Source organism: Halomonas sp. SH5A2 (assembly GCF_014263395.1).
In the GTDB taxonomy this organism is placed as follows: domain Bacteria; phylum Pseudomonadota; class Gammaproteobacteria; order Pseudomonadales; family Halomonadaceae; genus Vreelandella.
On record NZ_CP058321.1, the window covers coordinates 1,759,859 to 1,773,603 of the forward strand.

The 13,745-nt window shown below is 55.1% G+C and carries 11 protein-coding genes; 9 read left to right on the forward strand and 2 right to left on the reverse strand.

Features of this window, described 5'->3' with window-relative positions:
• Positions 1-47: 47 nt before the first annotated feature.
• Positions 48-977, reverse strand: coding sequence for a recombination-associated protein RdgC (locus tag HXW73_RS08150; RefSeq protein WP_186255721.1), 930 nt, complete (start codon positions 975-977; stop codon positions 48-50).
• 201 nt (positions 978-1,178) lie between these two features.
• Here HXW73_RS08150 and HXW73_RS08155 point away from each other — a divergent pair, with 201 nt between their 5' ends.
• The 8 genes from HXW73_RS08155 (at position 1,179) to HXW73_RS08190 (ending at position 12,126) form a co-directional block, all read left to right on the forward strand.
• Complete coding sequence (locus HXW73_RS08155; protein ID WP_186255722.1) at positions 1,179-1,616, forward strand: acyl-CoA thioesterase; 438 nt, start codon at positions 1,179-1,181, stop codon at positions 1,614-1,616.
• Between the two features lie 153 nt (positions 1,617-1,769).
• On the forward strand, positions 1,770-4,463 hold the full coding sequence (gene gyrA / locus HXW73_RS08160; RefSeq protein WP_186255723.1) for a DNA gyrase subunit A: 2,694 nt from the start codon (positions 1,770-1,772) through the stop codon (positions 4,461-4,463).
• Positions 4,447-5,550 carry a 3-phosphoserine/phosphohydroxythreonine transaminase gene (gene serC / locus HXW73_RS08165; protein ID WP_186255724.1) on the forward strand — a complete coding sequence of 368 codons (1,104 nt, stop codon included), beginning with the start codon at positions 4,447-4,449 and terminating at the stop codon, positions 5,548-5,550. The genes gyrA and serC overlap by 17 nt, the downstream gene beginning before the upstream one ends.
• A 5-nt stretch (positions 5,551-5,555) precedes the next feature.
• Positions 5,556-6,647, forward strand: a complete 1,092-nt coding sequence (gene pheA, locus HXW73_RS08170) for a prephenate dehydratase (protein WP_186255725.1) — start codon at positions 5,556-5,558, stop codon at positions 6,645-6,647.
• Positions 6,648-6,664: 17 nt separating this feature from the next.
• Positions 6,665-8,926 carry a bifunctional prephenate dehydrogenase/3-phosphoshikimate 1-carboxyvinyltransferase gene (locus tag HXW73_RS08175; RefSeq protein ID WP_186255961.1) on the forward strand — a complete coding sequence of 754 codons (2,262 nt, stop codon included), beginning with the start codon at positions 6,665-6,667 and terminating at the stop codon, positions 8,924-8,926.
• A complete protein-coding gene (cmk, locus tag HXW73_RS08180) occupies positions 8,923-9,612 on the forward strand; it encodes a (d)CMP kinase (protein WP_186255726.1) in 690 nt (229 codons plus the stop codon). Before HXW73_RS08175 ends, cmk begins: the two co-directional genes overlap by 4 nt.
• A gap of 183 nt (positions 9,613-9,795) precedes the next feature.
• Positions 9,796-11,475, forward strand: coding sequence for a 30S ribosomal protein S1 (rpsA, locus tag HXW73_RS08185; protein WP_186255727.1), 1,680 nt, complete (start codon positions 9,796-9,798; stop codon positions 11,473-11,475).
• Between the two features lie 276 nt (positions 11,476-11,751).
• The gene (locus tag HXW73_RS08190; RefSeq protein ID WP_085918486.1) at positions 11,752-12,126 is read left to right on the forward strand and encodes a histone-like nucleoid-structuring protein, MvaT/MvaU family; all 375 of its coding nucleotides are present in this window, start codon (positions 11,752-11,754) and stop codon (positions 12,124-12,126) included.
• Positions 12,127-12,192: 66 nt separating this feature from the next.
• Here the strand turns inward: HXW73_RS08190 and HXW73_RS08195 are convergent, their stop codons facing one another.
• Positions 12,193-13,023: a helix-turn-helix domain-containing protein gene (locus HXW73_RS08195; RefSeq protein ID WP_186255728.1), complete on the reverse strand. Its 831-nt coding sequence runs from the start codon at positions 13,021-13,023 to the stop codon at positions 12,193-12,195.
• 372 nt (positions 13,024-13,395) lie between these two features.
• On the opposite strand from HXW73_RS08195, the gene HXW73_RS08200 reads away from it, so the two are divergent.
• A complete protein-coding gene (locus HXW73_RS08200; RefSeq protein WP_186255729.1) occupies positions 13,396-13,722 on the forward strand; it encodes a hypothetical protein in 327 nt (108 codons plus the stop codon).
• Positions 13,723-13,745 lie beyond the last annotated feature (23 nt).

Below are 13,745 nucleotides of genomic sequence, written 5' to 3' on the forward strand. Positions count from 1 at the left end.
AAATCAAATGTGTGAACAATAGCCGTTGGCCGTGTGTCGTCACTTGATCAAGCCGGTGAAGGTTCCCGCTGTATTTCACCGCCAAGCCATTCCATCAAGCGGGCGATGTCGTCAGATAGGGCATTCGCCATGAGGATAAAGTCGGTCTCAAGTCGGGCAAGCGCGTCGTCACCATCGTCGGCCTGGTCGGCTTCTTCTATCAGGGCATCGCCAAAGCGTAGCGATTTCAGAGCCAGGTCGTCGTGTAAGACCAAGCTTAAGCGACCCTCAATGTGGATGGCGAGTTTACTGGCTTGGCGACCACTCTCAAGGAGTTGCTGGATTTCGTCGCTATCCAGATCGACTTGCCGCGCACGCAATACGCCATCGTCGCCTTTGGCCTTGAGCTCTACTTGATCGCCCAATTGCAGGTCTGCCGGTCGACTGGCGGGGTCGCCTAGCCAAGTCGTCATTGCCCGCATGGGCAACGTCTGGGAGGCGAGCGGGGTAACGCTCAAGGTGCCCAGGGATTCACGTAGCAGATCGAGAATATCTTCTGCCCGCGTGCGCGAACTGGCATTAACGCCGATTAGCTGGCGGCGAGTATCCCACCACACATCAATTTTCTGACTGCGGACAAAGGCGCGAGGCAACAGTTCCTCGGTCACTTGTTCCTTGAGGGCGGTTTTTTCCTTGCGGGTCACCTTGCGGCCTTCACTTGCTTCAATGCTTGCCACTTGCTCGTCAACATCTTCCTTGACGACCGAGGCGGGAAGCAGGCGCTCCTGGCGTAACGCCGACAGTAGTCGGTGCCCCTGGATTTCATGCAACCGTTGGCCGTTGCCCAGTCGTCCGGCAGGCGCTGTCCAGCCTAGGCGGCGGGCGTCGGCATTGCCCAAAGGCACTGCTGCGTGAGCATCCAGTGCCTCACTGAGCTCCTCCTGGCTTAGCTCAGGAGCGCTGTGTACGCGATATAAGTGCAGGTGTTTGAACCACATGTCGCCTGTCCTGTGTAAAAGGTGGCACATTATGTCGAAAGCGGCGCTTTCCTACCAGTATCGTCGCGAAGTGGTTCATTGTTGCGAGTGTTTCAAACTTGTGTTTGATTAACGTTTGTCGGCGCTTCATTCATGGCTATGCTGGCCAAATCATGCCGGTCAACGGCTAGCGTCATTAACCCAAACAACCCAGGAGTCCTTATGTCAGTCGAATCAGTGTCGCGTACCCAGCTTCGTGTGCGGGGGTATCATCTGGATGGCTACGGCCACGTCAACAATGCCCGCTACCTGGAATTCATGGAAGAAGGGCGCTGGGCCTTTTTCGATGAACATCCCGCGCTCATGAAAGAACTGCATGCCGCCGGGCGGGCATTTGTGGTGGTAAATTTAAATATTGATTACCGTGCCGCCGCCGTTCAAGGCGATGACCTGGTGGTGATGACGGGGATTATCGATGTGGGTGATCGAAGTGCGGTATGCCACCATCAGATTCGTCAAAAAGATGGCCGCCTGGTGGCCCAGGCTGATCTTACCTTTGTGTTGCTGGATGTGCAGGCCAACAAGGCCAGCCCAATTGATGGCAATGTCCGCGAGACGCTCGATGCGTTAAACGTCGATAAGTCGGTATTTGCCGATTGAAGCGTCTTGGCATTGCGACTGGCTGCCCTTGATGCGATTGCAGTGGTATGATGGGGCATTATTTGGGCGCCGCTATGCTGTGTCTTTTCAGGCCGTATTTTTAAGCGCTTTCAACTCTCGCAGTGCCAATGCAGTGCAAAGGATCTGACTTTCATGGGTGACATCGCCAGAGAAATCTTGCCCGTCAATATTGAAGACGAGCTCAAACAGTCGTACCTCGACTATGCGATGAGTGTCATTATCGGCCGCGCGCTACCTGATGTGCGTGACGGTCTGAAACCTGTTCATCGGCGTGTGCTGTTTGCCATGCATGAACTGAACAATGACTGGAATAAACCGTACAAGAAGTCGGCGCGTGTCGTCGGTGATGTAATCGGTAAATACCACCCGCACGGTGATAGTGCGGTATACGACACCATCGTTCGCATGGCGCAGCATTTCTCCATGCGCCACGTGCTGGTCGATGGTCAAGGCAACTTCGGTTCGATTGATGGCGACAATGCGGCCGCCATGCGTTACACCGAAGTGCGCATGGCGCGCCTGGCCCATGAGCTACTCGCCGACCTCGAGAAGGATACCGTCGACTGGGTCGATAACTATGACGGTACCGAGCGCATCCCTGACGTCCTGCCCACCAAGGTTCCCAACCTGCTGATCAACGGGTCGTCAGGGATCGCCGTGGGGATGGCGACTAATATCCCGCCTCACAATATGCGTGAGGTGATCGACGGCTGTCTGGCATTAATCGATGACTATACGCTCAGCGTCGATGACCTGATGCAGTATATTCCCGGGCCGGACTTCCCCACGGGTGGCATTATCAATGGCCGTGCGGGGATCCTGGATGCCTACCGTACCGGGCGGGGACGCGTTTACGTGCGTGCCTGTCACACCATCGAGCATGATGATAAAACCGGTCGTGATCACATTATCATTACCGAGTTGCCTTACCAGGTGAACAAGGCGCGTTTGATCGAGAAGATCGCCGAGCTGGTCAAAGAGAAAAAGATCGAAGGCATCGCCGAGCTGCGCGATGAGTCCGACAAGGACGGCCTGCGGGTGGTGATCGAAATCAAGCGCGGTGAGTCCGGCGATGTGGTGGTGAATAACCTCTTCGCTCAGACGCAACTGCAGAACGTCTTCGGTATCAACATGGTGGCGCTTGAAAACGGCCAGCCACGCACGTTGAACCTCAAGCAGATGCTCGAAGCGTTTATCCGTCACCGCCGTGAAGTGGTGACTCGGCGAACGCTGTTTGAGCTCAAAAAAGCCCGTGAACGCGGCCATATTCTGGAAGGCCTGGCGGTTGCGATTTCCAACATTGATGAGGTGATTGAACTCATCAAGGCATCGCCCAACGCGTCCGAGGCGAAAGATAAGCTGCTGGCCAACGTCTGGCAGCCGGGCCAGGTGACCAGCATGCTGGAGCGCGCGGGGGCTACCTCGTGCAAGCCTGAAGACCTTGACGAAGGGTTTGGTCTCAATCCCAGCGCGACCGAGTACCGGTTGTCGCCGGCCCAGGCCCAGGCCATCCTGGAACTGCGTCTGCACCGCCTGACCGGTCTTGAAACCGAGAAGCTGCTGGATGAATACCTTTCCATCCTGGAAAAAATTGCTGAGCTGACCGAGATTCTTGCCTCGCCGGACCGCCTCATGAAAGTGATCCGTGAAGAGCTGAACGCCGTGCGTGACCAGTTTGGCGACGACCGTCGCACCGAAATTCAGGCCAGTCACCTTGATCTTTCGATGGAAGACCTGATTGCCGAAGAAGATATGGTGGTGACGGTCTCTCGTTCAGGCTACGCCAAGACGCAGCCGCTTTCCGATTACCAGGCTCAGCGTCGCGGTGGTCGCGGCAAGTCTGCTACGGCCATGAAAGACGAGGACGTGATCGAGCACCTGCTGGTGGCGTCGACCCATGACACGGTGCTGCTGTTCTCCAATCGCGGCAAGGTGTACTGGCTTAAAGTCTACGAAATGCCTAACGCGAGCCGTGGCTCCCGTGGCAAGCCGCTGGTCAACATGTTGCCCCTTGAGGAAGGTGAGGCGGTCAACGCCATCCTGCCAGTGCGCGACTATGACCCTGAGCACTACATCCTGTTTGCCACCGCCCAGGGGACGGTCAAGCGCACCAGTCTTGAGCAGTTCTCCCGCCCACGCAGCGTGGGCCTGATCGCGATTGATCTGGAAGAAGGTGATCGCTTGGTGGGCGCGGCGATTACGTCGGGTTCCGATCATGCCATGTTGCTGTCTTCCAACGGCAAAGCGATCCGCTTCGAGGAAGGTAATGTGCGGGCGATGGGCCGGACGGCCCGTGGTGTTCGCGGTATGCGCCTGGCAGACAAGGCGGAAGTGATCAGCCTGATCATTCCCAAGACGCAGCAGATTGATGACGGTGAAGACGACGCATCAGATAGTGTTGTCGATGGTCAATCCGGCGCGGGCCATATCTATATTCTTACCGCCAGCGAGAACGGTTATGGAAAACGTACCCGTCTCGAAGCCTTCCCGCTTCGCGGTCGTGGCGGCCAAGGTGTGATTGCCATGCAAACCAGCGAGCGTAACGGTTCGCTGGTAGCGGCCATGCAGGTCTATGACAGTGACGAAATGATGCTGATCACCGACCGCGGCACGCTGGTCCGTACACGTGTGGAAGAAGTCTCGACCACGTCGCGTAATACCCAGGGGGTCATGTTGATTCGCCTCGGTAAAGAAGAAAAGCTGGTTAAGACCGTACGCGTCGAAGAGCCCGAAGAAAGCGATTTTGAGTCGCTGGAAGAGGTGGAAGTAGACGACGCCAACGATAATGACGCACAGGATGCCGGAGCCGATGACACGTCGTTATAATTTTTGTGCGGGGCCTGCAGCGCTGCCTGAAGCCGTGCTGGCGAGAGCCCGCGACGAACTGCTCGATTACCAGGGTCGCGGTCTGTCGGTGATGGAAATGAGTCATCGCAGCGATGAGTTTGTGGCAATCGCCGAGCAGGCAGAAGCCGATTTTCGTGAGTTGCTGGGCGTTCCCAGCAACTACAAGGTGCTGTTTTTGCAAGGGGGCGCCAGCCTGCAGTTTGCCATGCTGCCGATGAACCTCTTGGGTCAGGGAGGGCGAGGCAACTTTATTCAAACTGGTATCTGGGGCAAAAAAGCGCTCAACGAGGCCAAGCGGCTTGGCTTCGACTGCCATGTGGCGGCGAGCAGTGAGTCGAATGGCCATACGGCGGTGCCTGCGCGAGACACATTGAAGATCAGCGACGACGCTGCTTATCTGCACTATACCTCCAATGAAACGATTGGCGGGCTGGAGTTTGATTACACGCCACAAGTGCAACGTAACGATGGCACAAGCGTACCGCTTGTCTGTGATATGTCGTCCAACATTCTCTCGGGGCCGCGGGACGTCAGTCAGTTCGGGTTAATTTATGCGGGCGCGCAGAAAAACATTGGTCCGGCGGGATTGACCTTGGTTCTCGTGCGCGACGACCTGCTGGGCAACGCTCAGCCCACCATTCCCTCCCTGTTTGATTATCAGTTGCTTGCCGAGGCGGGCTCGATGGTCAACACGCCGCCAACCTATGCATGGTATCTGGCGGGACTTGTTTTCCAGTGGTTGAAAGCTGATATCGGTGGTCTAGAGGCGATGGATGCGATTAACCAGCGCAAGGCTCAAAAGCTTTATGCCGCGATTGACGAAAGCAGCTTGTACAGCAATCCGATTTCGCTTCATAACCGCTCGCGCATGAACGTGCCCTTTGTTTTGGCAGACGCCAGGCTTGATAACGCCTTCTTGAAAGAGGCCGATGAGACGGGGCTCCTTAACCTGAAAGGGCACCGCAGCGTCGGTGGCATGCGCGCCAGCTTGTACAACGCCGTGCCAGAGGAAGCGGTGGACGCTTTGATTGCCTTCATGGCAGATTTCGAACAACGAAGGGGCTGATTACCATGGCCGACACGTCGAACAATCTGGACGAATTGCGCCAGCGTATTGACCAACTGGATGATGATATCCTCCGCTTGATCAGTGAGCGGGCTAGCTGCGCACAGAAGGTCGCGCATCTCAAGCTCGCTCAGGATAAAGACGCGGTATTCTACCGACCCGAGCGCGAAGCCCAGGTGCTACGTCGTATCATGGCGCTTAATGAGGGGCCGCTTGACGCCGAGGAAATGGCGCGCCTGTTCCGCGAGATCATGTCCGCCTGCCTGGCGCTGGAAAAGCCCATCAAAGTGTCCTATCTGGGACCTGAAGGAACCTTTACCCAGCAGGCGGCGTTGAAGCACTTCGGCGAAAGCGCGATCAGTCTGCCCATGGCCGCCATTGATGAGGTGTTCCGCGAGGTTGAAGCCGGTGCCGTCAACTACGGCGTGGTGCCGGTAGAAAACTCTACCGAAGGAGTGGTCAACCATACGCTCGATACCTTCATGGATTCCTCGATTCGCATTTGCGGTGAAGTCGTCCTGCGTATCCATCATCACTTACTGGTCAGCGAAACGACCCGGCGCGATAAAGTCTCGCGTATCTATTCCCATCCTCAATCTTTTGCCCAGTGTCGTAAGTGGCTTGACGCCCACTATCCCCACGCTGAAAGAGTCCCGGTATCTTCCAATGCCGAGGCCGCCAAATTGGTGAAAACCGAATGGCACAGCGCGGCGATTGCCGGCGACATGGCCGCCAAGCTCTACAGCCTCGACCACGTGGCAGAAAAGATTGAAGACCGTCCGGATAACTCTACCCGGTTTTTAATCATCGGCAATCACGATGTTCCCATGTCGGGAGAAGACAAGACGTCGATTGTGGTGGCAATGCGCAACCAGCCGGGTGCTCTCCACGATCTGCTTGAGCCTTTTCATCGTCATCAAATCGATATGACCCGCCTGGAGACGCGTCCTTCGCGTACCGGGGTGTGGAATTATGTCTTTTTCATCGACTTTAAAGGTCATCGCGACGAGCCGCGCGTCACCGCCGTACTGGAAGAAGTCCAGCTGCGGGCAGCCGAGTTGCGCGTACTGGGTTCCTACCCCCAGGGCGTATTGTGACGTCAGCGGGTGAGAAGATGCCCGGTGGGGCCGGTATCAATGAGTCGCGGTTGTTGATTGTTGGGCTTGGCCTGATCGGCGGATCATTGGCCTCGGCGCTGCGTGCTGCCGGGTTTGAGGGCCAGATAGTCGGCTGCGATCCTAACCCGGATGAAATTGCCCGGGGCATCGCGATGGGCTTGATTGACAGCGGCGGCACCGAGCTTGGCGACCAGGTGGCTGATGCGTCGCTTATCGTGCTCGCCGTTCCGGTGTTGGCAATGGAAACGGTAATGAAAACCCTGGCTAGCGCATTGCCCAAGGCCGCCCCTAATGTGGTGATCACCGATGTGGGCAGCACAAAGGCGGCGATTCGCGCCTGTGCCGAGCGTGTTTTTGGTGGCGTGCCTGCCAATATGGTGCTGGGTCACCCGATTGCCGGTTCAGAAAAAAGTGGCGTGTCGGCAGCCAACCCCAATCTCTATCGGCATCACAAGGTGATTTTGACCCCGGAGCCTGACGTTGATCCGGCGGCTTTGGCGCGGATTTCGGCTCTGTGGGCAGCTTGCGGTGCCAATGTGCTGGAAATGAGCGTTGAACACCACGACCATGTGTTGGCGCGTACCAGCCACTTGCCGCATCTATTGGCATTTTCATTGGTCGATACGCTGGCGCGTCAGGATGATCGCCTGGATATTTTTCGCTACGCCGCTGGCGGCTTTCGTGACTTTACCCGTATTGCGGGCAGTGACCCGGTGATGTGGCGCGATATCTTCATCGCCAATCGCCAGGCGGTACTGTCGTCTCTGGACGATTTCGAAGCGGGCCTTGCTAGATTGCGCAAGGCCGTTGAGTGCGGCGATAGCGATGCCCTAATTGCGACATTTGATCGGGCCAGTCATGCACGCCACTATTTCGATACGTTATTGAACAAAACCACTTATCAGGCGGAATATCATATGCAACCACAAGGTAAGGTGACTTACCGGGTGCGGCCAGGCGGTCAGGCGCAGGGCCGACTGCGCGTGCCCGGTGACAAATCCATGTCGCATCGCTCGATCATGCTGGGTGCACTGGCTGACGGTGTTACCGAGGTCAAAGGTTTTTTAGAAGGCGAAGACAGCCTTGCCACGCTACAGGCGTTTCGCGAAATGGGCGTGGCCATTGAGGGGCCGCATCAAGGGCGCGTCACCATCCATGGCGTGGGCATGCATGGGCTGAAAGCGCCTTCTGGCCCGCTTTATGTGGGCAATTCGGGCACCGCGATGCGTCTATTTTCAGGCTTGCTGGCCGGGCAGGCATTCGACAGCGAATTGACCGGCGACGAGTCGCTGAACAAGCGCCCAATGGCTCGCGTTGCCGACCCGCTGCGCTCGATGGGGGCAACCATCGAAACCGCAGAAGGCGGGCGGCCTCCGTTGAATATCAAAGGCGGCGCCGCTTTAAAAGGCATTGATTACGACATGCCCATGGCCAGTGCTCAGGTAAAGTCCTGCTTGTTGCTGGCAGGTCTTTACGCCGAGGGTGAAACCCGCGTGCGTGAGCCAGCGCCTACCCGCGACCACACTGAACGCATGCTCAACGGCTTTGGCTATCCGGTGTCTCGTGACGGTGATACATGCTGGTTGCAGGGCGGCGGAACGCTGACAGCAGGGCCGATCGATGTGCCGTCGGATATTTCATCGGCGACGTTTTTCCTGGTGGCCGCGGCCATTACCCCAGGTTCCGACATAACGCTTGAGCACGTGGGCATCAACCCGACCCGTATCGGCGTGATTAATATTCTCACTCTGATGGGCGCCAATCTGGCCCTAGAAAATCAGCGTGAAGTGGGTGGCGAACCCGTTGCGGATATTCGCATTCGCTACGCGCCGCTTAGCGGTATTGAGGTTCCTGTCGACCAAGTGCCATTGGCGATAGACGAATTTCCAGCCCTATTCATTGCCGCTGCCAACGCCAAGGGCACCACGCGATTACGCGGCGCCGAAGAGTTGCGCGTCAAGGAGTCTGATCGCATTCAGGCGATGGCCGATGGCTTGGCCATTCTGGGTGTCGAGCACAAGGTGGTGGCTGATGGTATCGATATCGTGGGTAATGGCGACGACCAAACGGCAAGTTATGGCGGCGGGCGAATTGACAGCCTGGGCGACCACCGAATTGCGATGGCTTTTGCTATTGCTGGACTGCGGGCAAGCGACGATATCGTCATTGACGATTGCGCCAATGTGGCGACCTCGTTCCCGGATTTCGTGGACCTGGTAACGCGTGTGGGGATGACGCTATCGGTGGAGGGTGCATGATTGAACACACTCCCGTATTGACCATTGATGGCCCCGGTGGTGCAGGCAAAGGCACGATCAGTGGGCTAATGGCCGAACGCCTGAATTGGCACCTATTGGATAGTGGTGCCTTGTATCGTTTGACAGCCCAGGCCGCCGTCAAGCATCAGGTGGCACTCGATGACGAGGCGTCGTTGGCACAATTGGCCCAAACATTGGATGTCGCCTTTCCGGTCGAAAATGGTCAGCCACGTACCTTGTTGGAAGGTGAGGATGTCAGCCGGGCGATTCGCACCGAACAAGCTGGCGAACGCGCCTCCCAGGTGGCGGCGCTTCCGGCTGTTCGACAGGCGCTGCTACAGCGCCAGCGCGATTTTTGTCAGGTGCCTGGCTTGGTGGCTGATGGTCGTGACATGGGAACGGTCGTTTTCCCCGACGCTTCACTGAAGATATTTCTGACCGCATCAGCATCCGAGCGGGCGCGCCGTCGCCATCAGCAGTTGCAGGAAGCGGGCGTGGATGCTAGTCTTTCGAGTCTTCTAAAGGAGATTCAGGCGCGCGATGCACGCGATATGCATCGCGACGTGGCGCCACTCAAGCCGGCAGATGATGCCATTACGCTTGATACCACGTGCCTGAGCATACCGGAAGTGGTTGATCAGTTAACTGAGCTGCTGGCCCAACAGGGTCTAGCCGCCGGAAATTGACTCTCCCTTGCGGCGTTTTTGGATAGGTGTCACGACATGGCAGGGCGTAAAACTCACATTGGGAGCCCGGTCAGGTCTAACCAGCGCTAACACCTCCAAAAGCAGAGTGACATTAGGCCCGTACTCGCTGGTGGTACGGAGAAGGCATTTATGCCTCAACAACGTTGATCACGTAGGAACACCATGAGCGAAAGCTTTGCTGAACTGTTTGAACAGTCTCTTAACGACATTAACATGGAGCCAGGCGCTATCGTCGCGGCCCAGGTTGTCGATATTGACGGTGACTGGGTTACCGTCAACGCCGGTCTGAAATCCGAAGGTCAGATCCCCGCGGCTCAATTCCGCGACGAGAACGGCGAACTGAACATTGCGATCGGTGACGATGTTCACGTTGCACTGGAAGCCGTTGAAGATGGCTTCGGTGAAACGCGTCTGTCCCGTGAAAAAGCCAAGCGTGCAGAAGCTTGGAAGATTCTTGAAGCCGCCTTCGAGAAAGATGAAGTCGTCAAAGGCGTGATCAACGGCAAGGTCAAAGGTGGCTTCACCGTCGACGTCGACTCTATCCGTGCCTTCTTGCCGGGCTCTCTGGTCGACGTTCGCCCGGTTCGCGACACCGCGCACCTGGAGCACAAAGAGCTGGACTTCAAGGTCATCAAGCTCGACCCGAAACGCAACAACGTCGTGGTTTCACGTCGTGCGGTTCTGGAAGCAGAAAACAGTGCGGAACGTGAAGCCCTGTTGGCGACACTTCAGGAAGGTCAGCAAATCAAGGGTATCGTCAAGAACCTGACTGATTACGGTGCCTTCGTTGACCTGGGCGGCGTTGATGGCCTGCTGCATATCACTGATATGGCCTGGAAGCGTATCAAGCATCCGTCTGAAATCGTGGCCGTCGGCGACGAAGTCAACGTGAAAGTGCTGAAGTTTGACCGTGAGCGCAATCGCGTTTCTCTGGGTCTCAAGCAGCTTGGCGAAGATCCGTGGGTTCGTATTAAAGAGCGCTATCCGGAAGGCACCAAGGTTCATGCTGTGGTCACCAACCTGACTGACTACGGCTGCTTTGCTGAACTGGAAGAAGGTGTCGAAGGCCTGGTTCACGTTTCCGAAATGGACTGGACCAACAAGAACATCCATCCGTCCAAAGTGGTTCAAGTGGGCGATGATGTTGATGTCATGGTATTGGATATCGACGAAGAGCGTCGTCGCATTTCTCTGGGTATCAAGCAGTGCACTGCTAATCCCTGGGAAACCTTCAATGCCGAGTACAACAAAGGCGATCGCGTCTCAGGTACCATCAAGTCAATCACAGACTTCGGTATCTTTATCGGCCTGGAAGGTGGTATCGACGGGTTGGTTCACCTGTCCGATATTTCCTGGACGGATACTGGCGAAGAAGCGGTTCGTAACTTCAAGAAAGGCGATGAAGCCGAAGCGGTTATTCTGTCTATCGACCCAGAGCGCGAGCGCATTTCCCTAGGTATCAAGCAAATGGATTCCGATCCGGTTGCCGAATACCTGTCGGTCAACGACAAGGGTAGCATTGTCACTGGTCGTGTCGTTGAAGTGGACGCTAAAGAAGCTCACGTTGAGCTGGCGACCGATGTAGTGGCTGTGCTCAAGGCGTCTGAAATCGCCGCTGATCGCGTCGAAGATGCGCGTAACGTCCTCAGTGAGGGCGATAGTGTCGAAGCACGTATCGTGAGCGTTGATCGCAAGAGCCGTCAGATTAACCTGTCGGTGAAAGCGAAAGAGCAGGATGATACGCGTCAGAACCTCAAGAAACTGCGTGATCAAGAGCCGGAAGCAGCAGGTGGGGCTACCACCATCGGTGAATTGATTAAGCAGCAAATGGGCCAAGACTAATATCCAATTAGTGATGGCTTCATAAAAGCGCCGCCTTTAGGGCGGCGTTTTTTTGTCAGTGATTTCCTGCCTGTATAACTTGGTGATTAACCCACTAAAAAGTTATTCATTGCTAAGCCAATCTTTAAAATATCTTTCGTAATTGACTAAAAATCAACTAGACTGTTGTCAGTTGGCTTTTTTACAGCAATAATGAATACGCATTCTGAACTAATGGATACTGACAATGTCCGTTCGGTATCTTATCTGGTTTGACCTGATGTTAAAGGATTCCCCATGTCACTACTTAACGAATACATCCAAAAAGAACAGCAGCTGAAGCAGCTTCAAGAAGACCTTCAGCGACTAGAGGGTGATCAACGCCTCAAGAGTGAACTAGAGTTTAAATCAAAGCTTGAAGCACTCATGAACGAGTTTGGGAAGCGTCCAGCAGATGTAGTGGCGTTGCTAGATCCTGCCGCTGATCAGCGTGGTTCGAAGCCTGCCAGTAGCAATGCAGGTCGTCGTAAGCGTCGTTTAAAGATTTATAAAAATCCTCATACAGGTGAGGTTATCGAAACGCGTGGAGGTAACCACAAGGGCCTGCGTAGCTGGAAAGACGAACACGGCGATGAGACCGTTGAGTCCTGGCTTGTCCGGATGGAAGACTAAGTATTGCCAAGTCGGCATTTTCAATGGAAATGCCGACTTTATTGATTGCCCCGAAAATGCATTTTCTCATTGATTCAGCGGTACCCTCAATTCCAAATAATCGGGTTTCCACAGCACCATGGGCGCCTCCCCGCTGATGTAATAACCTTTTTGTTTATGCAAGAGTTCCAGCAGCATGCTGGTCAGTGCGCGTGAAAGTTGTGAAAATTCCTCGAAGCAAGTGCTCGCATAGTGCCTCGACGCAATATTAATCCGGCGGTAGGGCGCAGGCAGCGGGATGCTCTTCATATTGTGAAGTGTTTCAAGATAAAGCCCGATATCGGTACGTACGGGATGCGCAGTTTGATCGCTTAGGGCATCAATTTTTTCGCTGAGTAGATCAGGCAGCGAAACCGCTGGGGTTGAGTCTGCCAACCTTGCTTGCAGGCTTTCCAACTGGTGGCTATGGTAAGTGCTATCCCCAAGCCCTTGAAGGTGCTCAGGCGATTTATACAGTCGCATGAGAACGGCTTGCCGCGCAGGCGTCTGCTTGATTCGAGTCGTGTAACCGTAAGACGGTATTTGCTGGTGCATCACATGGCCCATGGCCTGACGGTAATCTCGCGGGGATAGTAGAAAGTGCCGCAGAAAGGCTCGCGAAAAAGATGAATGGTTTTGGTAACCGCAATGCAGCGCGATTTGCGCTATATTACGGGGAGTGAAGGCGAGTAAAACCGCCGCACGCTCTAACCGACGTTTTTCTCGATAAGCACTCGGCGTTGTGTGAAAGTAATGACGGAATTGGCGCCGTACTTGAGAAGCTGAATACCCTAGATGTTGAGCAAGATCGTCAATACTCAATGGCTTTTCAAGTGTTTCTTGCAGCCAGATCTCAGCTCGTGTCATAGCATTGAACATTATCTGGCCTCCCATGCATGAGTCTTACCGCCAGATAGTTTATCTGGCGGTAATGTGCACCCTCCGGTGCCTTGGTGTCTCGGATGTGCCTCCACGTCAGTACAACGCGGCGGCGGTTTTTCAGCTCAATGTTTACATTGCAGCCCAGTGCTTACATTGCAGCGTCGTATTGCAGTAGTCGTAAAGTGTGCAGTAGTACGTAAGTAATCTTTACTATATGCACCGATGCATAATGATGCTCTCTTTATGCTAGTAACAGCTCTCGAAGGCAAGTTGGCTTTGGCTTTTTACGCGTTTGAGCACAGTTTTTGGGTAAAATAGCCTTTATAGACAGGCGTATCTCTCAATCGAAAGGGTGTAAATGACATATCAATGAAATATCAAAAAGTTCAGAAACCGATGGACGAGCGCGACAAGCTTCGTAAATTTCGTGAATTAGATGATGCGTTTGCGCAAGCGCTACGTCAGCTAGAAGACCCTGGCAGCGCGATGGATATTCCCACCGGGCCGCCAGTGCGTTCCTTGGAGGCGCTTGAAGAGGAAGACGCCGAAAAGCAGGCTCAATTGCGAGAGGAGGCGTTTCAGCAGCAATTTGAAGCATTGCTGACGGAATACCACATTGCCTCGCATGAGTTGCGCGAGCTGATCGAGGCGTTGATGGCTTCGGGACGTTGGACAGAGGAACAGGTACCTGCCTGATGGCCGCTTGCTTAAATCCGTTT